The 23698-nt window shown below is 68.4% G+C and carries 24 protein-coding genes; 7 read left to right on the top strand and 17 right to left on the bottom strand.

Annotated elements, in window-relative coordinates; genetic code table 11:
* Positions 1 to 6: 6 nt before the first annotated feature.
* Positions 7 to 900: a WcbI family polysaccharide biosynthesis putative acetyltransferase gene (locus tag FV218_RS02680; protein ID WP_246684960.1), complete on the bottom strand. Its 894-nt coding sequence runs from the start codon at positions 898 to 900 to the stop codon at positions 7 to 9.
* Positions 901 to 1078: 178 nt separating this feature from the next.
* On the opposite strand from FV218_RS02680, the gene FV218_RS02675 reads away from it, so the two are divergent.
* Positions 1079 to 2128 (top strand): GSCFA domain-containing protein, encoded by a 1050-nt coding sequence (locus FV218_RS02675; RefSeq protein ID WP_147708615.1) that lies wholly within the window; start codon positions 1079 to 1081, stop codon positions 2126 to 2128.
* A gap of 3 nt (positions 2129 to 2131) precedes the next feature.
* Here FV218_RS02675 and hemC read toward each other — a convergent pair whose 3' ends face one another.
* From hemC to FV218_RS02660, 3 genes are all read right to left on the bottom strand, one after another.
* A complete protein-coding gene (gene hemC, locus FV218_RS02670) occupies positions 2132 to 3055 on the bottom strand; it encodes a hydroxymethylbilane synthase (RefSeq protein WP_147708598.1) in 924 nt (307 codons plus the stop codon).
* 146 nt (positions 3056 to 3201) lie between these two features.
* A complete protein-coding gene (locus tag FV218_RS02665; protein WP_056085985.1) occupies positions 3202 to 3501 on the bottom strand; it encodes an antibiotic biosynthesis monooxygenase family protein in 300 nt (99 codons plus the stop codon).
* 29 nt (positions 3502 to 3530) lie between these two features.
* Positions 3531 to 4397, bottom strand: coding sequence for a Kdo hydroxylase family protein (locus FV218_RS02660; RefSeq protein ID WP_147708597.1), 867 nt, complete (start codon positions 4395 to 4397; stop codon positions 3531 to 3533).
* Between the two features lie 239 nt (positions 4398 to 4636).
* Between FV218_RS02660 and FV218_RS02655 the strand changes: the two genes are divergently transcribed.
* Positions 4637 to 5083, top strand: a complete 447-nt coding sequence (locus FV218_RS02655; protein WP_056085987.1) for a hypothetical protein — start codon at positions 4637 to 4639, stop codon at positions 5081 to 5083.
* 95 nt (positions 5084 to 5178) lie between these two features.
* A complete protein-coding gene (locus tag FV218_RS02650) occupies positions 5179 to 5478 on the top strand; it encodes a hypothetical protein (protein WP_147708596.1) in 300 nt (99 codons plus the stop codon).
* 77 nt (positions 5479 to 5555) lie between these two features.
* Here FV218_RS02650 and FV218_RS02645 read toward each other — a convergent pair whose 3' ends face one another.
* On the bottom strand, positions 5556 to 6029 hold the full coding sequence (locus tag FV218_RS02645; protein ID WP_147708595.1) for an Hsp20 family protein: 474 nt from the start codon (positions 6027 to 6029) through the stop codon (positions 5556 to 5558).
* A 209-nt stretch (positions 6030 to 6238) separates the two neighbouring features.
* Here FV218_RS02645 and FV218_RS02640 point away from each other — a divergent pair, with 209 nt between their 5' ends.
* Positions 6239 to 7219, top strand: a complete 981-nt coding sequence (locus FV218_RS02640; RefSeq protein WP_147708594.1) for an alpha/beta hydrolase — start codon at positions 6239 to 6241, stop codon at positions 7217 to 7219.
* A gap of 15 nt (positions 7220 to 7234) precedes the next feature.
* Here FV218_RS02640 and hisN read toward each other — a convergent pair whose 3' ends face one another.
* The 3 genes from hisN to FV218_RS02625 all read right to left on the bottom strand — a co-directional run bounded on the left by hisN (position 7235) and on the right by FV218_RS02625 (position 10918).
* Positions 7235 to 8023 carry a histidinol-phosphatase gene (hisN, locus tag FV218_RS02635; protein WP_056085994.1) on the bottom strand — a complete coding sequence of 263 codons (789 nt, stop codon included), beginning with the start codon at positions 8021 to 8023 and terminating at the stop codon, positions 7235 to 7237.
* 84 nt (positions 8024 to 8107) lie between these two features.
* Complete coding sequence (locus tag FV218_RS02630; RefSeq protein ID WP_147708593.1) at positions 8108 to 10009, bottom strand: AI-2E family transporter; 1902 nt, start codon at positions 10007 to 10009, stop codon at positions 8108 to 8110.
* 150 nt (positions 10010 to 10159) lie between these two features.
* Positions 10160 to 10918: a 5-oxoprolinase subunit PxpA gene (locus FV218_RS02625; protein WP_147708592.1), complete on the bottom strand. Its 759-nt coding sequence runs from the start codon at positions 10916 to 10918 to the stop codon at positions 10160 to 10162.
* 534 nt (positions 10919 to 11452) lie between these two features.
* Between FV218_RS02625 and FV218_RS02620 the strand changes: the two genes are divergently transcribed.
* Complete coding sequence (locus FV218_RS02620; protein WP_348642011.1) at positions 11453 to 12469, top strand: methyl-accepting chemotaxis protein; 1017 nt, start codon at positions 11453 to 11455, stop codon at positions 12467 to 12469.
* A 7-nt stretch (positions 12470 to 12476) separates the two neighbouring features.
* Here FV218_RS02620 and FV218_RS02615 read toward each other — a convergent pair whose 3' ends face one another.
* Both FV218_RS02615 and FV218_RS02610 read right to left on the bottom strand, forming a co-directional pair.
* Entirely contained in the window at positions 12477 to 13769 is a 1293-nt protein-coding gene (locus FV218_RS02615) for a nicotinate phosphoribosyltransferase (RefSeq protein ID WP_056086001.1), read from the bottom strand.
* Between the two features lie 157 nt (positions 13770 to 13926).
* On the bottom strand, positions 13927 to 14430 hold the full coding sequence (locus FV218_RS02610) for a pyridoxamine 5'-phosphate oxidase family protein (RefSeq protein ID WP_056086003.1): 504 nt from the start codon (positions 14428 to 14430) through the stop codon (positions 13927 to 13929).
* Positions 14431 to 14727: 297 nt separating this feature from the next.
* On the opposite strand from FV218_RS02610, the gene FV218_RS02605 reads away from it, so the two are divergent.
* Positions 14728 to 15867, top strand: coding sequence for an Mrp/NBP35 family ATP-binding protein (locus tag FV218_RS02605; protein ID WP_056086006.1), 1140 nt, complete (start codon positions 14728 to 14730; stop codon positions 15865 to 15867).
* Positions 15867 to 16514 (top strand): molybdenum cofactor guanylyltransferase MobA, encoded by a 648-nt coding sequence (gene mobA, locus FV218_RS02600; RefSeq protein WP_281407794.1) that lies wholly within the window; start codon positions 15867 to 15869, stop codon positions 16512 to 16514. Before FV218_RS02605 ends, mobA begins: the two co-directional genes overlap by 1 nt.
* On the opposite strand, the gene FV218_RS02595 is transcribed toward mobA, so the two are convergent.
* From FV218_RS02595 to gyrA, 7 genes are all read right to left on the bottom strand, one after another.
* Positions 16490 to 17371, bottom strand: a complete 882-nt coding sequence (locus tag FV218_RS02595; RefSeq protein WP_147708590.1) for an EamA family transporter — start codon at positions 17369 to 17371, stop codon at positions 16490 to 16492. The genes mobA and FV218_RS02595 overlap by 25 nt on opposite strands.
* Positions 17372 to 17468: 97 nt before the next feature.
* Complete coding sequence (locus FV218_RS02590) at positions 17469 to 17927, bottom strand: peptidylprolyl isomerase (protein WP_147708589.1); 459 nt, start codon at positions 17925 to 17927, stop codon at positions 17469 to 17471.
* Between the two features lie 4 nt (positions 17928 to 17931).
* Positions 17932 to 18420, bottom strand: coding sequence for a hypothetical protein (locus FV218_RS02585; RefSeq protein WP_147708588.1), 489 nt, complete (start codon positions 18418 to 18420; stop codon positions 17932 to 17934).
* Between the two features lies 1 nt (position 18421).
* Complete coding sequence (locus FV218_RS02580) at positions 18422 to 18979, bottom strand: peptidylprolyl isomerase (protein WP_056086019.1); 558 nt, start codon at positions 18977 to 18979, stop codon at positions 18422 to 18424.
* Positions 18980 to 19019: 40 nt separating this feature from the next.
* Positions 19020 to 19520, bottom strand: a complete 501-nt coding sequence (coaD, locus tag FV218_RS02575) for a pantetheine-phosphate adenylyltransferase (protein ID WP_147708587.1) — start codon at positions 19518 to 19520, stop codon at positions 19020 to 19022.
* Positions 19521 to 19689: 169 nt separating this feature from the next.
* On the bottom strand, positions 19690 to 20514 hold the full coding sequence (locus FV218_RS02570; RefSeq protein WP_056086025.1) for an outer membrane beta-barrel protein: 825 nt from the start codon (positions 20512 to 20514) through the stop codon (positions 19690 to 19692).
* 201 nt (positions 20515 to 20715) lie between these two features.
* Positions 20716 to 23457 (bottom strand): DNA gyrase subunit A, encoded by a 2742-nt coding sequence (gene gyrA / locus FV218_RS02565; protein ID WP_147708586.1) that lies wholly within the window; start codon positions 23455 to 23457, stop codon positions 20716 to 20718.
* Between the last annotated feature and the right edge of the window lie 241 nt (positions 23458 to 23698).

Here is a 23698-nt window from a genome sequence, read left to right as displayed (position 1 = left end):
CCGATCTCAGGAGAACATCGCCCGCACCGCCGGGTCCCCACGCCAGGCCGCCACGCGCGGACAGGCGAGGGACTCCACCGGATACCGGGCGTAGGCCGTGAAACTGCCGGCGATGTAGGCGTCGCGGTCGAGGAGGACGGGCGCCGCGCCGTCCCGCTCCTTCGGCTTGAAATGGACGGTCCCGGCCAGCCCATATCGCTGCGCGATCTCAGGGTAGAGCGGCCAGACGGCATCCGCCACGAGATCGTCGGCGAGGTAGTCCTCCGCAGCCAGGTCCAGCGGCGCCAGGCCGGCTTCCCGCGCGAGGCGTCGGGCGAGGTCGGCGAGCACGAAGAATTTCGGGTGATTGAGGACGTGCATGAAGCAGCCTCGGCGCGCCCAGCGCGCCAACTCCGCGTCGAGGGGGAAATCGATGTCGCGGGCGCTGCCGAGGAGGTAGGCGCTCGCGTCGATCCAGGCGTCGTAGTAGCCGAGGCGCGCGAACACGTCGTCCCGGAACAGGGCGAGGGTCTCGTCCACCGTGCGGCCCTCGAGATAAGCGCAGAGCCCGATGGCCGAATGATACGGTCCCATGGGCGAGTGCACGAGGCGGGCGGCCGAGAGCGCACTGACATCGCCGACATGGACCATGTCGGGGTGGAAGGCGGGAAACAGGATCGTCGGGTACAGGCGCACCCGCCCGTCGTTCCGCGCCAGGGCGTGGACGTTGCCGCCCGCGATGAAGCCTTGGGGGAAGAACTGGGAGAAGACGTGGTCGAACGGGGCGAGGTGGTGATGCAGGCGCGCCAGGGTGGCGTGGTCGCGGCGCAGGGTCGCCAGGGGCACCAGGGTGACCCGGGCGTCGGGCAGAAGCAGGGCGAGGGCGCGCGCGATGCCGTCGGCCTGACAATTGCCCAGCACAGCAATGCGGGGGCCGTTGCGCTTCGGGTCCGCCTCGGCAGACGACCGGCGCCACGGTCCCGCCCAGGATGGCGACCAAGAACCCGGTGATGAGACGGATCGCGCGAGGGTTTCGACCCGTGCGAAGGCCCGGTGCGGCCAGCCTGTGAGCGATCGGATGAGAGGTGCCGCCGTGGTGATGAACCCTTACGCCGATCTACCGGCCGAGCGATTCTGGCGCAAGGTCGTGGCGGGCGTGCCCCCGTTCGCCCTGGCGCCGGGGCCGAGCGGCGCCTTTCTCATTCCGCCGGGCGTGCGCGTTGCCACCGCCGGGAGCTGCTTCGCCCAGCACGTCGCGCGCGCCCTGACGGAGGCCGGGTTCGGCCGCTACCTCGCCGAGGCGGCGCCCGCCGGCCTGTCACCGGGGGCGGCGGAGGCGCGCCAGTACGGCACCTATTGCGCCCGCTACGGCAACGTCTACACCGCGCGCCAACTGCTCCAGCTGTTCGACCGGGCCTACGGCACCTACGTGCCGGACCTCGCGGTCTGGACCCGGCCGGACGGTCGCCTCGTCGATCCGTTCCGTCCGGCCATCGAGCCCGAGGGATTCTCGGACGAGGCCGCCTTGCTCGCGTCGCGTGAAACCCACCTCGCGGCGGTCCGAAAGATGTTCGAAGAGCTCGACGTGTTCGTGTTCACCCTCGGGCTCACGGAGGGCTGGGAGCACCGCGCCGATGGGGCTGCCCTGCCCGTGGCGCCGGGGGTGATCGGCGACGGCTTCGATCCGGAACGCTACGCCTTCGTCAACGCGCGCGCCGGAGGCGTGCGCGACGACCTGCTCGCTTTCCTCGACCGACTGTTCTCCGTGAACGCGAAGGCGCGCGTGATCCTCACGGTGTCGCCGGTGCCGCTCATCGCGTCCTACGCGGATCGGCACGTCCTGGTGTCCAACGCCTACAGTAAGGCGGCCCTGCGGGTGGCGGCCGAGGAGGTGGTCGAGGCCGAGCCACGCGCGGTGTATTTCCCCGCCTACGAGATCGTCACCAGCACGGCCAATGCCGGTCGCTACTACGCCGACGATCTGCGCTCGGTGACGCCCGAGGCCGTCGCCCACGTCATGCGGGTGTTCCTCGGGGCGTTCACCGATGCGGCGCCCGTCACGCGGGTGCCCCACCCGCTCGGCCTCGAATATGCCCGCGCGGCCGGTGTCGTCTGCGACGAGGAGGCCATCGAGCGCAGTCTGATCTGACGGCTATTGGAGATGCTTGAAGTAGGTGTCGCCCGCCGCGCGCTTCAGCTCCGCGCCGGCCTCGGCGCCGATGCGGGCGGCATCGGAGACTGAGCCGGAGCGCTGGACCGCCCAATGGGCGCTGCCGTCCGGCAGGAATAGCAGGCCGTCGAGGGACAGGGTGTCGCCGTCGATGCGGGCGAGGGCCGCGATGGGCGTACGGCACGAGCCGTCGAGTTCCGCGAGCAAGCCGCGCTCGGCGGCGAGTTCGGCCGTCGCCCGTGGGCTGACCAGGGGGGCGAGCAGTGCCCGCACGTCGGCATCCCCCTCGCGGCACTCTATACCGAGGGCGCCTTGCGCCACCGCCGGCAGCATCTCGTCGACGGCCAGCACGCTGCGGGCCATCTCGGCCATGCCGAGGCGCTCCAGGCCGCAGAGCGCCAGGAGGGTGGCGTCGCAGGTCCCCTCCTCCAGCTTGCGCATTCGGGTGTTGGCGTTGCCGCGTAAGGGGACGATGCGCAGATCGGGGCGGCGCATGAGCACCTGCGCGGCCCGGCGAAGCGACGAGGTGCCGACGCGGGAGCCCGCGGGAAGGTCGGCGAAGCCGGCGGCACGGGGCGACAGGAACGCGTCGCGCGGATCGTCGCGTTCGAGGATGCAGGCGATGACAAGGCCTTCGGGCAGCCAGGTCTCCACGTCCTTCATGGAATGGACGGCGACATCGACCACGTCGGCGAACAGCGCCTGTTCGAGTTCCTTGGTGAACAGACCCTTGCCGCCGATCTCCGAAAGCGGCCGGTCGAGGATGCGGTCGGCCACGGTGTTGACCACCACCATCTCGGTCGTGAGTCCGGGATTGGCGGCGACGATCCGGTCACGCACCATACCGGTCTGAGCGAGCGCCATCGGGCTGCCGCGGGTGCCGATGCGGAGGGGGCGCTGAAGCATGGGCGAGGATCGCTCGAAGTGGATTTCCGGACACCGTGGTACGCAGTCCGCGTGTCCCTGTCACCGGGCATCCGAACCCGCGCCGTGCGCGGGCCGGGATGGAACAACGGGGTTGCATCCGCAACACCGTGCCGCGGCTCGGATCGTTAGAACGCCTTGAGCGCCAGTTCCGTATGCTCGACGCTCGGCGGAGCTTCGAAGAATGGAGAGACCATGGCCCGGTAATCCTGCCAGGGCTGAGACCCGGTGAAGTCCTTGGTGTGGGCCTCCAGGGTGTCCCACTCGATGAGCAGGCGGTAGCGCTGCGGCTTCTCGATGGAGCGGCGGACGGCGAAGCTCCGGCAGCCCTTGGCGGCCCGGAAGATTTCCGAAGCCTTGGCGATGCCGGCCTCGAAGTCGGATTCCGAGCCGGGCTTGATGTCGATCTGGGCGATTTCGAGGATCATGGCGGGTCCTTGTCCGGGTTGAGAAAACGTCAGCGCAGGGGCCGGCCGAGGGTGCGGGCCAGGATGCGCTGAGGGCTGCGCTCGGGGTCGGCCTGGTCGGCGACCCTGAGATAGGCGGTCTGCTCCAGCATGTAGCGGCCGCCCATGGCGCCGTGCATCACGAGGTCCGAGAACGTCACCCAGGTCTGGCCGGGGGTGAAGCGGACCTCGGCCTGGGGGGCGTCGGTCTGGTAATCCATGTCCCGCTTCAGGGCGTCGTGCAGATGCAGCATCAGGTGGTCGTATTCGGAGCGCCGGGCCTTGGTGATTTTCAGGGCCGCAAGGAGGCGCGCCGAGAGCGGCGAGTAGCCGGGCAGCGTCGGAACGAACTTTTCCGCCATGGAGGCGAAGTCCTCGCCCACCCGCCACAGGCGCGGCTGGCCCTCCGGGTTGATGTTGCGGAAAATCCGAAGAATGCGCTTCTCGCCGATGGGGTTCGACGGGAAGGCATCGACGTGCAGGCGGGTGTCGTCGCGCCGCCAGCTCAGCTTGCGCTGATCGACTTCGAACGGCCGGTAGGAAGTCCCCGCCAACGAAACCTTCCCGACATAGGCTGGCAGATGCCGGGCGATCAGCCCTTCCGCGAAGGCGCGATAGCGAATGAGGAGCTGGCGAAGCGCCTCCCGTTCCTCCGGCGTGCCGGCCGCCCCCCGCAGTTCGGCGTTCAACCCCCGGATGTTGACGTTCTTGGCCTTGCCGTCGGCGAAGGGCCGCTCGACGAAGCGTTCCTCGAATGCGCTGAACGGAAAATCGAGGTCGGGGAACATCAGGATCGCCCCACCCTCCAGGGCATCGACCAGCGAGGGCACGCCGGGGGGCGGCCCCTCGCGGGAGACGGAAACGATCGGACTGATCATCGCGCGAAGCATCCTGGTTTCAGCGGGCGGACATGCCGTTTATCCGAAGGTTGCCCCCGGAACCAAGCGAGCCATGACTCGCGTGAATACCGGTGGATGACGGGCCGGGCCGGTTGTAAGACTGGGGCTGCGGGCCCAACCATCCCGTTCCCGTCGCGCGCAACTCCAAGGCGTGCGGCACGTTTGTACGACGGTCCCGGTTCCGAGCATGGATACCGGCGCCGGCAAGGATGCCAAGCATGGCAACGTTGAAGGAATTCGAGGAGTCGCTCCGCGAGCACGGGATGCTCATGGCGCTGGCCCTCTTGGAACGCCTGCGCGAGCGCGACCGCGCCACCCGCACCGTCAAGCCGGCCCGGCGCCTGACCGGACAGAAGATGACGCCCGAACTCGCCCGCGCGATCCTCGATCTCCATGCCTCCACGGGCATGACCCAGCAGGAGATCGCCTTCAAGGTCGGCGTGAACCAGGGGCGGGTCAACGAGGTGATCAAGCGCGGCAAGTGGCTCGACGACGATCCCAATGCCCCGGAAGCCATCGCCCGCGATCGCGCCAAGGCGCGCCTGCGGGCGGAGCCGTCGGCCAAGCGCCCACCCGTCCGGCGCGCGGCCAAACCCGCGCCCCGGACCGGGACGCCGGCGCGGCGGCCGAGTCCGCAGGGCCAACTCATCTTCGGCGACTTGTAGACCGTACGCGACGGCGCGTCCCGGGATCGCGGATCACCGCGGGGCGTTCTCTCCGTGGCCGCGCTCCGTTGCGCGCGGCGAACGGGACGGACCGCATGACCCGCTTTCTCCTCGCCCTGATCTGTTTTGGCGTGATCGGCCCCGCCGAGGCACAGCGGGCATCCACCACGGACATGAGTTGCGCGCAGGCGAAAGACACCGTCTCTCGCCAGGGTGGCGTGGTGCTGGGGACCGGCGGCGCGACCTACGACCGCTTCGTGCGCGATCGCGGCTTCTGCGAGATCACCGAGGTCACGATTCCGGCCTTCGTGCCCGCGCGCTACACGCCGCGCTGCTTCGTCGGCTATCGCTGCAAGGAGCCGGGCCGTGGCGACCGCTTCGACGACGAATCCTGACAGCGGGGATGATCCCCACGCCAAAGCGCCCCGGCGAAACGGCCGGGGCGCTCATGCAAGCGGTGTCGATGGCGGACTTAGGCGGCCTGTTTGACCTTACCCTCGATGGCCGGCGCGGCCGAACCCCGTCCGGTCGCGATCTGGATGTGGCGCGGCTTCTTCGCCTCCGGGATCTCGCGGACGAGATCGATGTGAAGGAGTCCGTTCTCCAGCGCTGCGCCCGTGACCTGAACATAGTCGGCGAGCTGGAAGCGCCGCTCGAAGGCGCGGGCGGCGATGCCCTGATGCAGGAACGTCACCGGATTGTTCGCGTCGGGCGTCCGCTCACCTTTGAGGGTCAGCGCGTTTTCCTTGACCTCGATGGATAGGTCGGTCTCGGTAAATCCGGCGACTGCCACGGTGATCCGGTAAGCGTTCTCGCCGGTGCGTTCGATGTTGTAGGGCGGGTAGCTCGGAGCCGGATCGGCAGCAACGTACTGATCCAGGGCCGAGAACAGGCGGTCAAACCCGACGGTGGAACGGTAAAGGGGTGCAAGATCGAACTGACGCATGACATATTCTCCATAAGAAGCAACATGCTGAAGTCTGGTCCGCCCAAGGGCCGGACCGGTCGCACCGCCGTAATGGCCGGTGCCCCCATGATATTGGCGCCGGGTTTTGTCCCCACAAGAGCCTGGATCGCCGGATCGAACGGGATTTTTCGAATTTTCGTCGTACGTGAGACTGCCGGGAGGAGACGGGACCCCATGAGGATTGGTCGATGCTGACGTTGCGCTCGACGCCGGACAATCCGGTCCCACCCGGTGGCGCGCTCAAGGCGGTCCGTACCGGCGACGGCCTCGAACTGCGTGTGGCGCATTGGCGTCCCACGACACGCCTCGTGAAAGGCACCGTCTGCCTGCTCCAGGGCCGGGCCGAGTTCATCGAGAAGTACTACGAGACGATCGGTGATCTGCGCGGGCGGGGCTTCGCCGTCGTGGCGTTCGACTGGCGCGGCCAGGGTGAATCGCAGCGTCAGGTCGCCGACGCCCACAAGGGCCATGTCGCCCGCTTCGATGATTACCGTCGCGATCTTGAGGCCGTCGCGGAGGTGGTCCTCAGGCCGCTGATGCCGCGGCCCCACGTGTGCCTCGCCCATTCCATGGGGGGCGCCGTCGCCTTCACCGGTGCCCACGAGGGCTGGCTGCCGTTCGGGCGCATCGTCACCGTGGCGCCGATGCTCGCCATCCGCATGGTGCGCTGGCCCGCCGGTGCCTCGGTGCTGGCCCGCTTCCTTCACCGCTTCGGCTTCGGACGCCGGTACATTCCGTTCGGCAAGGCGACCTCCATCGCCACCAAGCCGTTTTCGGGAAACCGGCTGTCGACGGACCCGGTGCGTTACGCTCGCAACGCCGAGGCCGCGCGCGCCGTCGGGGCGGGTGCGGTGGGGGACCCCACCATCGCGTGGCTGGCCGGGGCGTTCCGCGCCATGGCGCGCCTGCGCGACAGGCGGGTGGCCGCCACCATCGCCATCCCGAGCCTCATCGTTGCGGCAGGTGCCGACCCGGTCTGCGAGACGCGGGCGACGGAGCGGTTCGCACGCTTGGTGCGCGGCGCGCACATTCTCGTGCTGCCCGGTGCCCGGCACGAGATTCTATCGGAGCGCGACGCCATCCGCGAGGATTTCTGGGCGGCCTTCGACGCCTTCGTACCCGGCAACGTCGCCGAAGCGATCCCGGCCGAAGCGCATGCCAAAGGTTGATTTCGAAGGCCTGACTTATGGGTTCAGGAGTCGCAACGCCTCGGTGTGGAGCGCACGGTCGCCCGCCGCCACGACGCGCCCGCCGGGGGCGGCGGGGCCTCCGTCCCAAGCAGTGATGACGCCGCCGGCGCCCTCGACGATGGGGATGAGCGCGACGATGTCGTAGGGCTTGAGCCCGGCCTCGACCACGAGGTCGATCTGTCCGGCGGCCAGCATGCAGTAGGCGTAGCAATCCGTGCCGTAGCGCGACATCCGCACGGCGGCTTCGATGGCGGTGAATCCATCGCGCTCGGGTCCGTCGGCGAACAGGCGCGGGTCGGTGGTGGCCAGGAGGGCGTGCTTCAGGCTCGTGCCGCGTCGGCTTCGCAGGACACGCTCGCCCTTTGCCGAGCGCATCCGCGCCGTGGCGCCGTCGCCCGAGAAACGTTCGCCGAGAAAGGGCTGGTGCATGAGGCCCCGCACGGGTGCGCCGTTGTGCGTGAGGCCGATGAGGGTGCCCCAGGTCGGCAGTCCGGCGATGAACGCGCGGGTTCCGTCGATGGGATCGAGAACCCAAACGCATTCGGCCTCCAGGTTCTCGGGGCCGAACTCTTCGCCGAGGATGCCATGGGTCGGGAAGGTGCGGCGAATCAGTCCGCGCAGGATCACCTCTGCCGCGCGGTCGGCCTCGGTCACGGGATCGAAGGTGCCGCTGCCGTGGCCCTTGTCGTCCATGCCGAAGGCGGCCCGGAAGAACGGCAGGATCGCCTGACCCGACTCCGTTGCGAGGTCGTCCATGAACCGCGCGAGATCGACGACGCTCATCGGGGCTTCCTCTCAGGGACCGGGGCGGCAACGAAGCGGCCGCCACGGCCTGCCGTCAAGACCCGAAGGGCGGATGCGTCGCGTTCAGGCGGGAATGGGGGTGCCGACGGGGTGTGGCGTCGGCTGATCCACGTCCACGGGATCGGGGGCGGAGGGGTCGGCGGCAGCAACGATGGCCTCGACGGCGCCACGCAGGGATGTGACGTGGGTATCGGCCGGGATCGCCCGGCCCTGGGCGGCCTCGTCGCGGTCGCCCTCGTCGGCCTGCCACAGGCCAACGACGGTGTACGCCTGGGGCAGCTTGCGCTTCAGGCGTTCGGCCAAGCGCCGAAGGTGGGTCGGCTCCCCGCTGATGGCGGTGGAGACGATGCAGACGAGTCGCGCCGGGCCGACCTCGAATGTGTCGATCCGCGCGCGCGCCACCTCCGAGAACGGCACGACGCGCACGCCGATCCCGCGGTTGCGCAGGAGCTGAGCCAGGATGGCGCAGGCGGACTCGTCCACGAAGCTGCGTCCGGAGACACACAGGACCGTTCCGTCGGCGCGCCAGTCGCTGCCAACGGCCTTCGTCTCGGACGTGTCCGCGCCCGCGTCATCGTCTCGCTCGGCCAGGTCCTCGACGAGGCCGGCGAGACTCTGACGGATATCGTTCTTCTGCTCGGGTGTGAGCACACCGCGGGCTGCGTCGCGAGCCGCGAGTTCGAGGCCCTTGATCACCACCTCGTCGTAATACGCCGCCAGAGGGCGGCTTTTGAGGATCAGTTCGGCGTGTTCTTGCACCTCGTCCGGGTCGCCGGCCAGGACACGCTGATAGAAATTCTCCACGGGCGTGAGGGCCGGCCGGTCGCCGAACAGCACGTCGAGGAACTCGAGCTTGTCGACGTGGCGCCCCAGGACCACGAGGCAGACGGTGAGCGGCGTCGAAAGCAACAGCCCGACGGGTCCCCAGAGCCAGGTCCAGAACAGGGCCGAGACGAGGACGGCGAAGGGCGACATGCCGGTGGAGTGGCCATAGAGCATCGGCTCGATGAAATGGCCGACCAGGGGCTCCAGGATGAGGAACAGGATCAGGGTCTCGACGACCATGGACCAGCCGGGATCGACGGCCGCCGCCAGCGCCAGGGGAAACACCGCCGACACGAAGGCGCCGATATACGGCACGAACCGCATGAGGGCCGAGAAGATGCCCCACAGGACCGGGCTCGGCACGCCGATGAGGTAGAGGCCGATGCCGACTACGATGCCGAAGGACGCGTTGAGGGCGAGTTGGACGAGGAAGTAGCGGCTCAGGCGCTTGGCCGCGTCGTCCATGGCGACCGTGGTCCGGTGCAGGTCGCTCGATCCGGCCAAGCGGATCATGCGATCGCGAAGATCCTCGCGCTGCATCAGCAGGAACAGCAGCACCACGAAGACGATGCCGATGGTGGCCAGTGGATGCAGGATCGGCGAGAGCAGGGCGCCCGCCATGGTGAGGGCGTCGGGCGCGCGGTCCTTCACCTCGACGAGGATCGCCTTCTCGGGCGGCGGAGCGGCGGGGACGGCATCCGATTTGGGTTCGGGTTTGGGCTCTGGCTTCGGACCGTCCTGGTGCATGGTCCGCCCGATGCTGGCGACATAGTCGGCCATGCGTCCGGCGGGGGTGTCCTTGAGACCCTCGACCTTGCCCTCGATGGTAGTTCGGTAGCGCGGGACGTCGCCTGCGATGTCGGCGAGCTGCACCCCGATGAGGGTGCCGAGCGCCCCGACCACGCTCAGAGTCATCAGCACGGCGGTGGCGACGGACAGGAAGCGCCCGAAATGCCAGCGCCTCAGGAAGTTCACCAGTGGGCCGAGGACGAAGGAGAGCAGGATCGCGATGGCGATGGGGATGAGCACGTCGCGGCCGAGATAGAGTCCGGTGACGATGAGCGCCGCGACGATGAGGGGCGAGGTCATGGTCGGGGCTGGCGTCTCGGCGGCGGCGATCCGCGTCGGGCGCGGTGGCATCAGCGAAGGTTTCGCACTGGGTCTCGTCGCCATGCCGGTTCCGTCTCGACGCCTACGCCGGCCGCCCTCGGATGGAGCGCCGCGCCGGGGGAACGGTGCAGCGCCGCAAAACGATCCCTTGCCGGGCGGGCTCTGATCGCGGAGGCGTGATCAGTCCGCGAATGGCGCCAGGGTGAAGCCGGCTTCTTCCAGGGTCCGGCGCAGGGCGCGGGCGGTGTCCACCGCATGCGGGTCGTCGCCGTGGACGCAGACCGTATCGATGGAGACCGGAATGCGGCGGCCGGTCAGGGTGAGGAGCGCGCCCTCCTCCACCATGCGCCGGGTCCGCGCGGCGACGGCTTCGGGGTCGGTGATCACCGAGCCCGGCTCGCCGCGCGGCGCGAGCTGCCCATCCTCCGCGTAGGCGCGGTCGGCGTAGATCTCGCGTACCACCCGCAGGCCCTCCGCCTCCGCCGCCCGCTCGGCGGCGAGGCCCGGCATCACGAGAACGACGAGGGTGTCGTCGACGGCGCGCACGGCCCTGGCGATGGCTCGCGCCACGTCGTCCTCGGCATTCGAGAGGTTGGCCAATGCCCCGTGCGCCTTCACATGGGTGACGCGGTGACCGGCCAAGGCCGCACAGGCCTGGAGCGCCCCGATCTGATAGGCGACATCGGCTTCGATCTCACCGGGCGTGGCGCGGATCACCCGGCGGCCGAATCCGCGCCGGTCGTCGAAGCCCGGATGCGCGCCGAGCGCCACGCCGCGCGCCTTCGCCGCTCGGGCGGTCGCGACCATGATGCCCGGATCGCCGGCATGGAAGCCGCAGGCGACGTTGGCCGACGTGACGATGTCGAGCAGGGCGGCGTCGTCGCCCATCCTGTAGGGGCCGTAGCCCTCGCCGAGATCGGCGTTGAGATCGATCCGCATGCTGGGCTTCCCCGCGTGTTTTCGCGCCCCACTGTCCTTGTCGCCTGACATCCGCCGGCACAAGGCGCCATCGGTCGTCTCATCGACGCCGCGTTGCCGGGGAGCGGAACGGACCGCCCGCGCTGCCGATCGGACGCGTCCGACGATCCGGGTCAGCATATCCATCGGGTTCATCGGACCTCTGTCCAGCACCTTCCAAGCTGCTTCGTTGCCAGCTAGCTTCGTACTTCGACGCAACCATCACAATCGGATGCCGGCCCGCCGCCTTTGCGTATGAGATCTGACCGAGATCATGCTTGGGAGGATCGTCGACAAAAATCAACACTCGAAAATTCTATTTCTGAGCGGATAGCACTGGAAAAATACAATACGGCAATGCGATTGTGAGAATTTTAATAGGAGCTTAGCTGATCTCGATCATTTTTATGTTGGAGTGTCAGGACGAACGAGGGACGGATGTCGGCTTTGAGCCTCAAGCAGGGGGCAGTGGTTTCACCAGCGCCGCCGAGCGCTCCCGGGACCGGCCTACGAGGCGTGGCGGCGGAGATCGCCGAACTGAAGCGCATCTCGTCCGAGAAGAGCCGCCGCATCCAGGGCATCACCGGCCAGGTCAAGATCCTGGCCCTCAACGCCCTCATCGAAGCGGCACGCGCCGGCGAGATGGGACGCGGCTTCGCCGTTGTCGCCCAGGAGGTGCGCGCCATCGGCGGAGAGGTCGAGGGGATCGCAAGGGCGCTGGAGGCCGAGTTGTCCGACCGGATCGCCGGGCTCCAGGCTCAGGTCGAGGATCTGTCGAGCCACACCCGCGACGACCGGCTCATCGACCTCGCCCTGAACGCCGTCGAACTCATCGATCGCAACCTCTACGAGCGGACCTGCGACGTACGCTGGTGGGCGACCGACGCGGCCATCGTGGACTGCGCCACCACGCCATCCCCCGAACGGGCAGCCCACGCCGCCGCACGCCTCGGGGTGATTCTCGACGCCTACACGGTCTATCTCGACCTGTGGCTGTGCTCGCCGGACGGCATCGTCCTGGCTCATGGTCGGCCCGGGCGCTTCCGCGACGTCATCGGCCGTGACGTCTCGTCCGAGCCTTGGTTCCGTCGGGCCGCCAGCTTGGCCGATGGCGACGCCTACGTCGCCGCCGATGTGTCGCGGCAGGTCCGTCTCGGGAACGCCCAGGTGGCGACCTACTGTGCCAGTATCCGCGCGGGCGGTGAGAGCAGGGCGCGGCCGGTTGGCGTGCTGGCGATCCATTTCGATTGGGAGGCACAGGCCCGTACCATCGTCGACGGCGTCCGGGTGTCGCCGGAGGACCGGGGCCGGACACGCGTGCTCCTCGTCGATGCGCACCGCCGCGTGCTGGCGGCGTCCGACGGGCGGGGCGTCCTGGAGGAAACCCTGAGCCTCCAGCCGGCCGGCCGGACCAGTGGCGCGGAGCGCGATCCCCTTACGGGGGCCGTCACCGCCTTTCACCGCACCCCCGGCTACGAGACTTATGCGGGACTCGGCTGGTACGGCGTCATCGTCCAGGGAGCCGAGGTCTGAGCGGACCTCACACGAGGACCGGCATCGCCGGGGCGTCCTCGACGCCGAACACCCGGCGATAGCGTGCGATCTCGGCATCCGGTCCGATGGCCTTCGACGCGTTGTCGGAGATTTTCACTGTTGGACGGCCATCGGCCGCGATGACCTTGCAGACGATGGAGATGGGATCGAGGCGTTCCTCCGGCACCAAGCCGCGAAAGTCGTTGGTGAGCAGGGTGCCCCAGCCGTAGCCGATGCGCATGCGCCCATGGAAATGCGCGTGGATGGCCTCGATGGTGTCAACGTCGAGCCCATCTGAAAAAATCGCCAGCTTCTCGCGGGGATCGCAGCCCCGCGAGCGCCACCACGCGATCGCTTCCTCGCCGCCCGCGATGGGCTCCTTCGAATCGATGCGGATGCCGGTCCAGGCGTTCATCCAGTCGGGGGCATGCGCGAGGAAGCCGCTCGTGCCGTAGGTGTCGGGCAGCATGACGAGGAGGTTGCCGGCGTAGTCCTGCTGCCAGTCGGCGAGCACGTCGTAGGGCGCCCGCGCCAGGGCGGCGTCGCCGTCGGCCAGGGCCGAATAGACCATCGGCAGTTCGTGGGCGTTGGTGCCCACCGCCTCGACCTCGCGGCGCAGCGCGATGAGGCAGTTCGAGGTCCCGAGGAACCGGTCGCCGAGGCCCGCGCGCATGGCCTCGACGCACCAGTCCTGCCACAGGAACCCATGGCGCCGACGCGTGCCGAAATCCGCGATGGACAGGTCGGGCAGGCGCGCCAAGCGCTCGATCTTCTCCCACACCCGGGTCATGGCGCGGGCATACAGCACCTGAAGTTCGAGCTTGCCCATGTGGCGTACGACGCCCCGCGCCCGCAACTCGTTGAGGATGGCGAGGGCCGGCACCTCCCACATGGTCGTCTCGATCCACGGCCCGTGGAAGGTGAGCACGTACTGGCCGTCGCGCGCCTCGAGCTCGTACTCCGGCAGGCGGAACGTCTCGAGCCAGTCCATGAAGTCGGGCGCGAACATCTGGCGCTGGCCGTAGAAGGTGTTGCCGCGCAGCCATGTCGATTCTCCCCGGCTCAGGGTCAGGGTGCGGGCGTGATCGAGCTGTTCGCGGAGCTCGCCGGCATCGACGAAATCGGCGAGCCGCACGCTCTTCGAGCGGTTCTGGATGCCGAAGGTCACGCGCGTATCGCGACGGCGGCGAAAGATCGTCTGCGCCATCAGGAGCTTGTAGAAATCGGTGTCGAGGAGCGACCGGACGATGGGGTCGATCTTGAAGCTGTGGTTGTACACCCGCGTCGCGAGGTCGAGCATGGTCGGACCGGTCCGGCGCGGGACCCCGCGCCCGCTCGGTGGCGAGAGGCGCATGGGCGGCGGCCTTGAGTCAATCGCGCATGCTGTGCCGGAACGTGAAAGGGCGGCCCACCATCCGATGGACCGCCCCTTCAGGCTATCTGATTTTAATGAGCGATCAGGCCAAGTCGACCTTCTTGGTCTCGGTCTTCGGCGACTCGCCCGTGAGGGCCGCCTTCACGTAGCCGTAGATGTGGAGCGCCGTGGCGTTGGGGCTGTCCCAGTACTCACCCTTCTCCGGGTGAATGCGGATCAGCGCCACTTCCGGGTCGTCCTTGCCGTTGGGGAACCAGGTTTTCAGGCTCTCGGTCCACTTGTCGTCGATGACCGACTGGTCGGTGACGATCTCGGCCTTGCCGGCAATGGAAACGTAGGTCTGGCTCGACGGGTCGGAATAGGCGAGGTTGATCTGGTTGTCTTTGCTGATCTCGGCGGTCTTTGGCGAGTGCAGCTTGGAGAAGAACCACAGGTCGCCATTCTCGTCCGCGTCCTGGCACCACATGGGACGGCTGTAGAGCTTTCCGTCCGGGTCCGCGGTGGTCATCATCGCGACCTTGATGTCCTTGATGAGGGCGAAGAGCTTCTTGGCGCCCTCGTGATCGCGGTGGTTGCCCTGGTGCATGGGGGTGGATTCTCCGACTCGATCTCGACGCATCCGGGTTGCGGCATCACTCACGATGGAGCCGCCACCGGTTCGTGGGCTCAACGGGCGAGTATCGTATTGGTTTCGAAGGCGGGATCGGGAAGCACCCCGTGGTCGCGATGATGGGCCGCGCGGCTCGGGGTTGCGCTGGCCGCGCGCCCATGCTGTCCCCTTAAGCCGACATGCGCGCGCGAAGTGCCCCGACCGGCGCGGACAGCGCCCCCGATCTCGCGTCCGGCCCGGTTCAGCCCGTCCGTTGCGCAAGGAGCCCGACCCTTGGCGATCACCCGCGACGATGTCCTGAGAATTCTGTCGGCCGTCACCGTCGATGCCGGAGGCACCACCCTGCCGGCGTCCGGCCGCCTGTCGCAGGTGGTCGTCGATCCCACCGGCCGGGTGATGTTCTCGATCCTCATCGACCCAAGCGAAGCCGAGCGCTTCGAGCCGATACGCCGCCGGGCCGAGGGTGCGATCCTTGCCACTCCGGGTGTCTCGGGGGTGTTCGCAAGCCTGACCTCCGAGCGCGGCCCGAACCACCCGGCGCAGGCTCCGACGCCGCCTCAGCCGCCCGCCCCGGGCCGGCCGGCGGCCCCACCGCCGCCGCGCACCGGCCCGGCCCTGCCGGGCGTTCGCCATATCGTCGCCGTGGCGTCGGGCAAGGGCGGGGTCGGAAAATCCACCACCGCCTGCAACCTCGCCCTGGCGCTCTCGGCGCAGGGCCTGAAGGTCGGGCTGCTCGACGCCGACATCTACGGACCGTCCGTGCCGAAGCTCTTCGGCCTGTCGGGCAAGCCCAAGGTCATCGAGGAACGTCTGCTCGCCCCCATGGAGGGCTACGGCATCAAGGTCATGTCCATCGGCTTCCTCATCGAACCCGAGACGGCGATGATCTGGCGCGGCCCCATGGTCCAGTCCGCCATCACCCAGATGCTGCGCGAGGTGGCTTGGGGTGAGCTCGACATCCTCGTGGTCGACATGCCGCCCGGCACCGGCGACGCCCAACTCACCATGGCGCAGGCGACGCCGCTCTCCGGCGCCGTCATCGTCTCGACCCCGCAGGATCTCGCCCTCATCGATGCCCGGCGCGGCGTGACCATGTTCCGCAAGGTCTCGGTGCCGATCCTCGGCGTGATCGAGAACATGGCAACGTTCGTTTGCCCGAATTGCGGCCACGCCTCGCACATCTTCGGGCATGGCGGCGCCCGCGACGAGGCGACCCGCCTCGACGTGCCGTTCCTCGGCGAGGTGCCCTTGAACATGACCATCCGCGAGAGCTCGGATGCGGGCCGCCCGGTGGTGGCCGTCGATCCCGATGGGCCGCACGCCAAGGTCTATCGGGATATCGCGGCCAAGCTCTGGGGGAACCTGACCGGCGGTCCGGCGCCTCGCGCGGCGCCGCGCATCGTCATCGAATAGTGTCCGGGCCCGGCGAAGTTCTCGGTGTCGTCCTGGCCGGCGGCCTGTCGCGGCGCATGGGCGGGGGCGACAAGGCCCTGCGCACCCTCGACGGCCGAACCCTCCTCGATCGGGTGGTGGAGCGGTTCGCGCCCCAATGCGGCGCCGGGCTGATCCTCAACGCCAACGGCGACCCCGCCCGGTTTTCGGACTTTCCCGGCGCGATCGTGCCCGACGATGTCCCCGGCCATGCCGGACCCCTCGCCGGCATCCTGGCGGCCCTCGATCACGCAGCCCGTCAGCATCCGCACGTTCGCCACATAGCGAGCGTCACCGGCGACGCGCCGTTCCTACCCGCCGATCTCGTCGCCCGCCTGTCGGGGGCGGTGGGCGACGCAGCCATCGCCATGGCGGCCTCCAACGGACGCGAGCACTTCACCGTGGCCCTGTGGTCCGTCGCCCTGCGCGCGGCGCTCCACGACGCCCTCGTGGTTCGCGAAGAGCGGCGGGTCGGCACCTTCCTGCGCACGCACGGCGCGGTCCGGGTGTCGTGGCCGTCAGAGCCCCTCGATCCGTTCTGGAACGTCAACACGCCGGAGGATCTCGCCGGGGCCGAGGCTTGCCTTTCGGACCCGCTCTCCCCTCACACGCGACGCCAGCGCGGATAGAGGACGCCGAGGGCGAGCCCCGCCATGACGAGGGAGGCCGCGCCGAGCTTCCAGGCCGGCAAGGGCTCGCCGAGCCAGAGGGCGGAGGCGCCCATGCCGAAGACCGGGACGAGCAGCGCCATTGGCGTGACGAGGGCTGCGGGGTGGCGCGCCAGCAGCCAGCCCCAGGCGGCGTAGCCGAACAGGGCGTTGCCCACCGCCTGCCACACGACGGCGCCCCAAGTGGCGGCATCGGCCCGCATCACCCCCTCGCGCATGGCGTCCCAGCCTTCGAGGGCGAGCGACAGGGCGAGCAGCGGCGGCGCCGAGAACAGGCTGCCCCAGATCACGTAGGCCAGCATATCGCGCACGCCGCTCGCGCGCGCGACCATATTGCCGCCGGCCCAGCTCAGGCCGGCCAGGATCACGAGGCCGAGGCCGAGCGGCGTGGTGGCCGCATCGGTGTGGACGGCGATCACCAGGATGCCGGCGACGGCGAGCGCCATGGCGGCCCATTGGTAGCCCCGCACCCGCTCGCCGGTGAGCCAAATGGATAATCCGATGGTGAAGAACACCTGAACCTGCACCACCAGGGAGGCGAGGCCCGGCGCGATGTCGCCGCGCAGGGCGACGAACAGGAGGCCGAACTGACCGGCGCCGATGAGAAGGCCGTAGGCGGCGAGATTCCGCCAGGAGGCTGCGGGCCGGGCCACGAGGAACACGCCCGGCAGAGCCGCAAGGACGAAGCGCAGGCCCGCGAACAGCAGGGGTGGCAGGTGGTCGAGGCCCATGCGGATGACCACGAAGTTGGTGCCCCAGACCGCGACGACGGCGAACGCCAGGAACAGGTCGCGTGGGGGGAGCGTTGCGGCATTCATGGGTCAACTCGCTGCCGGCATGCTCTCGCGCCCGAAACGACGGAAGGGCCCGCACGCGTGACGTGCGGGCCCTTCCCCAACGGTCGTCGTCCGCCGTTCAGGCGGTGCCGACGGTTACCTTGACGATCTTGTCGGGCGAGCGCGGCGGCTCGCCCTTGTTGAGGGTGTCGACGATGTCCATGCCCTCCGTCACCTTGCCCCAGACGGTGTACTGCTTGTCGAGGAAGCGCGCGTCGCCGAAGCAGATGAAGAACTGCGAATTGGCCGAGTGCGGGAAGTTGGTGCGGGCCATGGAGCAGGTGCCGCGCACGTGCGGTTCGGCGTTGAACTCGGCGTTGAGGTCGGGGAGGTCGGAGCCGCCCGAACCCGTGCCGGTGGGGTCGCCGGTCTGGGCCATGAAGCCGTCGATGACGCGGTGGAACGGCACGCTGTCGTAGAAGCCCTGCGCCGCCAAGGTCTTCAGGCGCTCGACATGGTTCGGGGCGAGATCGGGGCGGAGGCCGATCACGACGCGGCCCTTGGTGGTCTCGAGGGTGAGGGTCTCGGTGTCTGCCATGGCTCTAGATTCCTTGTCCTCTGGGTCCGTGATGGATGAAGCGGAGCGCGATGGGGCGCCCCGCAATGGCCGCGCCCAGGGCGGCCGTGACCCGCGCGGGCGTGCAGCGCCGGATCGCCGAAACGGCGGCCTCCGCCAGCAGGGCACGCGCCCGCCCGTCGCCACCTTCCGTCGCGAAGGTGATGCGCGGGATTCCGATGACCGACCCGTCCCGCCGAAGGGCGAAGCGGGCGGTGATTTCCGTGCGCTCGAAGCGGGCGAGGCCTTCCGGCACGATCCAGCATGCAGCGAGCGCAGGGTAAAGGGCCGTGAGGGTGTCGATGGGGCTGGCCGGCGCCTGCGCCATCCCGTTGGCCGGGGCCTGAACCCACTCGCGGAGTGCGAACGGCGGAGCGGGCGCTCCCACCGATGGCGCAGCCTCGGTTCGCTCGCACGCGAGCAGCGGCGCCAGCACCAGGGCGGCGCGCGCCATCCTGGCGGCGGCGCCCATCATGCTACTTCGCGCCTTGAGCCATCTGCATTTTCACGATTTTGTCGGGGTCCTGCACGGCGCCGCCGGCCGCACCGGGAGACGCTTTCTTGATCTTGTCCACGGCTTCCATGCCCGAGGAGACCAGGCCGACGACCGTGTACTGGCCGTTGAGGAACGGCGCGTCGCCGAGGCAGATGAAGAACTGCGAGTTCGCCGAGTTCGGCTCGGACGAGCGGGCCATGCCGAGGGTGCCACGCCGGAACGGCGTCTGCGAGAACTCGGCCGGGATGTTGGGCAGGCTGGAGCCACCGGTGCCGTTGCCCTTCGGGTCGCCGGTCTGGGCCATGAAGCCGTCCATGACGCGATGGAACTTGAGGCCGTTGTAGAAGCCCTGCTTGATCAAGGTCTTGATCTGCGTGACGTGCTTGGGGGCGAGATCCGGGCGCAACTCGATGGTGACCCGGCCGTCCTTGGTGTCGAGGAACACGGTGTTCTCGTCCGCCGCCTGGGCGGCGGGCGTCAGGGCGATGAAGGCCGTTAGGCTGAGGAGGGCGAGGCGACGGTTGAGTCCGAACTGCATGGGTAGGCGGTCTCTCTCTTGGCGAACGGGGACGGCGCGCTCAGGCGCGGCCGAAGCGGGTGGACAGGCGTTCGGCCACCAGGGCCGGCACGAAGGGCGAGACGTCGCCACCCATGGCGGCGATCTGGCGGACCAGGGTCGCGGTGATGGGCCGGACTCCCGTAGAGGCGGGCAGAAACACCGTCTGGACCTCGGGCGCCATGGCGCCGTTCATGCCGGCGAGCTGCATTTCGTAGTCGAGGTCGGTGCCATCGCGTAGGCCCCGGATGAACAGGGTGGCGCCGTGGCGCCGTGCGGCGGTGACGGCGAGATCGTCGAAGGCAACGATTTCCAGGCGTGCATCCTCAGCCTCGGCGAGGGGCGTGCAGGTGACGCGCAGGAGTTCGGCCCGCTCCCCTGCGGTGAACATCGGCGCTTTCCCCGGATGCACCCCAATGGCGATCACGAGGTGCTGCACGAGCCGGCACGCCTGACGAATCACGTCGAGGTGTCCGTTGGTGACCGGGTCGAAGGAGCCGGCGTAGAGCGCGGTGCGGATCATCGCGGCCCGAGGTAGAGCATTTTCGGCACGAACGGAACCGGGGCCGGGTGGATGGGCCCGCCGGGGTCGATTCCCCTCTCCAGATCGAGCCAACGAAAAAGGCGGCCGTCCCGGGGGGACGACCGCCTCGCTGAACCCGAATCGACCGGGGAGATACGCGTACGAGATCCTAGTAGGAGCCGAACTTGTAGTTCACGCCGGCGCGAACGAGGCTGCCCTCGGTGGTGAAGCGAGAATTGTAGCCGATGCCGGGGCCGCCCGTGGTGCCGACGAGCAGGTTCTTGGTGCCGAGGTCGTAGCGCAGGTATTCGGCCTTGATGGTGACGGCGCTGGAGCGGAAGAAGTTCAGGAACGACTCGGTGGGCAGGGCGTACTCGATGCCGCCGCCGTAGGCGTAGCCGGTCTCGATCTGCGAACGCGAACCGGCATAGGTCTGCGGGATACCGGTGGTGAAGCTGATGTTCTGGGACACGTCGCCGTAGGCGAAGCCGCCGGTGCCGTACACGAGGACGCGATCGAAGGCGTAGCCGATGCGGCCGCGCACGGTACCGAGGAAGCCGAGCTCCGAGCGGTAGGTGTTGGTCAGACGGTTCGGGTTGAACACCGGCAGGAAGATGTTGTCGACCTGGGTGCGCTGCAGGTCGGTGTACTGCGCATCGGCCTCGACGCCGACGACGATACCGGAGCCCGGGGTGAACTGGAAGTTGTAGCCGACCTGGCCGCCGCCGGTGAAGCCTTCCTGCGAGAGACGGACATCACCGCGGCGCAGGCCGGCGTTGACGTTGTTCTGTAGGGCGCCGATGCCCGTGGTGCGCACCGTGTCGCGCTCGTTGAAGGCGTAACCGGCGTTGAAGCCCGCGTAGAAACCCGTCCAAGTGAAGACCGGAACCGGCACGAACACCGGGGGAGCGGCCCGGCGCGGGAGATCGGCGGCGGAGGCGGCGCCGGCGAGGAGCGCGGTGGCGGCACTGGCCAGGAGGAAGGTCTTCAGCACGGGATGGGCCCTCGCAGTTCAAGTCTTGCGTTGGACCCAGGGGTATTACGGCTCCTGTCGGACCGCTATGACTTTACTGCAACAGGTCTTAACAACCAATCATCGGCGTTCTCGAAGACACTGCTACTACTCAGGAAGACTTTTAATCCGTCGCTCGCGTCTTCGTGATCGGCTCATGGGGAGACGCGAGCGGGGTTGGTTTTAAAGGGCTTCCTCGCCGATGACCTCGCCGGCGCCTTCACCGGATTCGTCCTCGCCCTCGATATGCTCCACCGAGACCACGCGCTCGGTCTTCTCGGTGTTGAACACCGTGACGCCCTGGGAGGCGCGTCCGACGATGCGGATGTCGTCCACGGGCACGCGGATGAGCTGGCCCGCATCCGTCACCAGCATGATCTGGTCGGAGGGCTGCACCGGGAAGGACGCCACCAGGGTGCCGTTTCGTGCGTTGACCCGCATCGCGGTGATGCCTTTCCCACCGCGCCCGGACGTGCGGTACTCGTAGGACGAGCTGCGCTTGCCGAAGCCGCGCTCCGACAGGGTCAGTACGAATTGCTGCGCGGCCCCCATTTCGGCGTACCGCTCCTGCGAAAGCAGCGGCGCGTCGGTCGCCACCTCTTCGGAATCGGCATCGCCACCTTCCGTGTCGCCGATCACGGCCCGTTGCATCTTCAGGAACGCGCCGCGCTCCTCCGGCGTCGCCTCGAACGAGTTGAGGATCGTCATCGAGATGACGCGGTCGTCCTTGGCGAGGCTGATACCGCGCACGCCGGTGGAGTCACGGCCCTTGAACACGCGCACATCCTCGACGGGGAAGCGGATGCACTGCCCCTCCTTGGAGGTGAGGAGCACGTTCTGATCGGCCCGGCAGATTTCCACGTGGACGATGTGGTCGCCCGCATCGAGCTTCATGGCGATCTTGCCGGCGCGGTTCACCTGCACGAAGTCCGAGAGCTTGTTGCGCCGGACCCCCCCGCTCGCCGTGGCGAACATCACGTCGAGGGTCTCCCAGGACGCCTCGTCCTCGGGCAGGGGCATGATGGTGGTGATGCGCTCGGTGCCGGCATCCATGGCGAGGATGTTGACCAGCGCCTTGCCGCGCGCGTTCGGAGCGGCCATGGGCAGGCGCCAGACCTTCTCCTTGTAGACCTGACCCTGGTTCGAGAAGAACAGGATCGGCGTATGGGTGTTGGCGACGAACAGGCGGGTGACGAAATCCTCGTCGCGGGTCGCCATGCCCGAGCGGCCCTTGCCGCCTCGGCGCTGGGCCCGGTAGGTCGAGAGCGGCACGCGCTTGACGTATCCGGCATGGGACACGGTCACCACCATGTCCTCGCGCTGGATCAGGTCCTCGTCCTCGACGTTGGAATCCCAATCGAGGATCATCGTGCGGCGCGGCGTGGCGAAGGACTCGCGGACTTCCGCCAGTTCGTCCTTGACGATGCCCATGATGCGCACGCGCGAACGCAGGATGTCGAGGTAATCGGCGATCTCGTCGGCGAGCTTCTGCAACTCGTCGCCGATCTCATCTCGGCCCAGCGCCGTGAGGCGCTGCAGGCGCAGATCGAGGATGGCGCGCGCCTGCACGTCCGAGAGGCGGTAGGTCTCATCGTCGTTGATGCGGTGGCGTGGGTCGTCCACCAGGGCGATGAGGGGCGCGATGTCCTTCGCCGGCCAGTCGCGACCCATCAGGGCCTCGCGGGCGGAGTTCGGATCGGGCGAGGTCCGGATGAGACGGATCACCTCGTCGATGTTGGCCACCGCGATGGCGAGGCCGCACAGGACATGGGCGCGCTCGCGGGCCTTGTTGAGGAGGAACTTGGTCCGCCGAGAGACGACTTCCTCGCGAAAGTCGACGAAGGCCTGGAGCAGGTCCTTCAGGTTCATTAGTTCGGGGCGGCCGCCGTTGAGCGCCACCATGTTGCAGCCGAACGACGATTGCAGGGGCGTGAACCGGTAGAGCTGGTTCAGCACCACGTCCGCCATGGCATCGCGCTTGATCTCGACGACGATGCGCATGCCGTCGCGGTCGGATTCGTCGCGAAGATCGGAGATGCCCTCGACGCGCTTCTCCTTCACCAGCTCGGCGATCTTCTCCATGAGCGTTGCCTTGTTCACCTGATACGGGATCTCGGTGAAGATCAGAGCCTCGCGCTCCTTGCGCAGCTCCTCCACGTGGGATTTCGCCCGCATGATGATGGAGCCGCGCCCCGTGGCGTAGGCCTGGCGCGTGCCGGCCCGGCCCAGGATCGAGCCGCCCGTGGGAAAGTCGGGGCCGGGCACGATCTCGGTCAGCCCCTCGATGGACAGGCCGGGATCGTCGATGAGGGCGATGCAGGCGTCGATGAGCTCGCCGAGGTTGTGCGGCGGGATGTTGGTGGCCATGCCCACCGCGATGCCGCCGGCGCCGTTGGCCAGCAGATTCGGGAACCGGGCGGGCAGGACGGTCGGCTCTTCCCGCGACTCGTCGTAGTTCGGCTGGAAATCGACGGTGTTCTTGTCGATGTCGGCTAAGAGCGCGTTGGCCGGCTTGGCGAGGCGCGATTCGGTGTAGCGCATGGCCGCCGGTGGATCGCCGTCGACGGAGCCGAAATTGCCCTGCCCGTCGATGAGCATGAGCCGCATCGAGAAGTCCTGCGCCATGCGGACCAAGGCGTCGTAAATCGATTGGTCGCCGTGCGGATGGTAGAGACCGATGACGTCGCCGACGATGCGGGCCGACTTGACGTATTTGCGCTCGGGCAGATGCCCGCTCTCGTAGGCCGAGTACAGGATGCGCCGGTGCACCGGCTTGAGGCCGTCGCGGGCATCGGGCAGGGCCCGGCTCACGATGACGCTCATGGCGTAATCGAGATAGGAGCGACGCATCTCGTCGACGATGGAAACCGGCTTGATGTCGGAGGCGGGGGGCGCTCCGGCGCCGGGAATGTCGTTCTCTGCCAAGGTTCTGGATCTCTGCCTGGTGGGCGCCCGAAGCGCGGGGCGTCGGACGACGACGGCTCCTCGCGGGGTGTTTGATTCTGCGGGGGCAATCGCCCTGGTTCGCACGGGCGAACCGGGCCGCGCCTGCCCCTATCGCTTCCTATAAACGATTAGGAAGCGACCCGCCACAGATCGCCACATCCCGCCGCGGGAAAGCCGTGGATCGGCAACGGCTTGTACCGGACGCACCGGAATTCGTGCG

Source organism: Methylobacterium sp. WL69 (genome assembly GCF_008039485.1).
In the GTDB taxonomy this organism is placed as follows: domain Bacteria; phylum Pseudomonadota; class Alphaproteobacteria; order Rhizobiales; family Beijerinckiaceae; genus Methylobacterium.
Note: the sequence above shows the minus strand (reverse complement) of the source record. Positions and strands in the feature narration are given on the sequence as shown.

What these genes read in the sequence shown, in the direction of transcription:
- FV218_RS02675 (WP_147708615.1), top strand. Translation starts at nt 1,079, where the DNA reads ATGAACCCTTACGCCGATCTACCGGCCGAGCGATTCTGGCGCAAGGTC.
- FV218_RS02590 (WP_147708589.1), bottom strand. Translation starts at nt 17,927, where the DNA reads ATGGCAGACACCGAGACCCTCACCCTCGAGACCACCAAGGGCCGCGTC.
- hemC (WP_147708598.1), bottom strand. Translation starts at nt 3,055, where the DNA reads ATGCTTCAGCGCCCCCTCCGCATCGGCACCCGCGGCAGCCCGATGGCG.
- hisN (WP_056085994.1), bottom strand. Translation starts at nt 8,023, where the DNA reads ATGAGCGTCGTCGATCTCGCGCGGTTCATGGACGACCTCGCAACGGAG.
- FV218_RS02655 (WP_056085987.1), top strand. Translation starts at nt 4,637, where the DNA reads ATGGCAACGTTGAAGGAATTCGAGGAGTCGCTCCGCGAGCACGGGATG.
- FV218_RS02645 (WP_147708595.1), bottom strand. Translation starts at nt 6,029, where the DNA reads ATGCGTCAGTTCGATCTTGCACCCCTTTACCGTTCCACCGTCGGGTTT.
- FV218_RS02625 (WP_147708592.1), bottom strand. Translation starts at nt 10,918, where the DNA reads ATGCGGATCGATCTCAACGCCGATCTCGGCGAGGGCTACGGCCCCTAC.
- FV218_RS02660 (WP_147708597.1), bottom strand. Translation starts at nt 4,397, where the DNA reads ATGATCAGTCCGATCGTTTCCGTCTCCCGCGAGGGGCCGCCCCCCGGC.
- FV218_RS02640 (WP_147708594.1), top strand. Translation starts at nt 6,239, where the DNA reads ATGCTGACGTTGCGCTCGACGCCGGACAATCCGGTCCCACCCGGTGGC.
- FV218_RS02580 (WP_056086019.1), bottom strand. Translation starts at nt 18,979, where the DNA reads ATGCAGTTCGGACTCAACCGTCGCCTCGCCCTCCTCAGCCTAACGGCC.
- FV218_RS02585 (WP_147708588.1), bottom strand. Translation starts at nt 18,420, where the DNA reads ATGATGGGCGCCGCCGCCAGGATGGCGCGCGCCGCCCTGGTGCTGGCG.
- FV218_RS02650 (WP_147708596.1), top strand. Translation starts at nt 5,179, where the DNA reads ATGACCCGCTTTCTCCTCGCCCTGATCTGTTTTGGCGTGATCGGCCCC.
- FV218_RS02595 (WP_147708590.1), bottom strand. Translation starts at nt 17,371, where the DNA reads ATGAATGCCGCAACGCTCCCCCCACGCGACCTGTTCCTGGCGTTCGCC.
- FV218_RS02615 (WP_056086001.1), bottom strand. Translation starts at nt 13,769, where the DNA reads ATGCTCGACCTCGCGACGCGGGTGTACAACCACAGCTTCAAGATCGAC.
- FV218_RS02630 (WP_147708593.1), bottom strand. Translation starts at nt 10,009, where the DNA reads ATGCCACCGCGCCCGACGCGGATCGCCGCCGCCGAGACGCCAGCCCCG.
- coaD (WP_147708587.1), bottom strand. Translation starts at nt 19,520, where the DNA reads ATGATCCGCACCGCGCTCTACGCCGGCTCCTTCGACCCGGTCACCAAC.
- FV218_RS02665 (WP_056085985.1), bottom strand. Translation starts at nt 3,501, where the DNA reads ATGATCCTCGAAATCGCCCAGATCGACATCAAGCCCGGCTCGGAATCC.
- FV218_RS02610 (WP_056086003.1), bottom strand. Translation starts at nt 14,430, where the DNA reads ATGCACCAGGGCAACCACCGCGATCACGAGGGCGCCAAGAAGCTCTTC.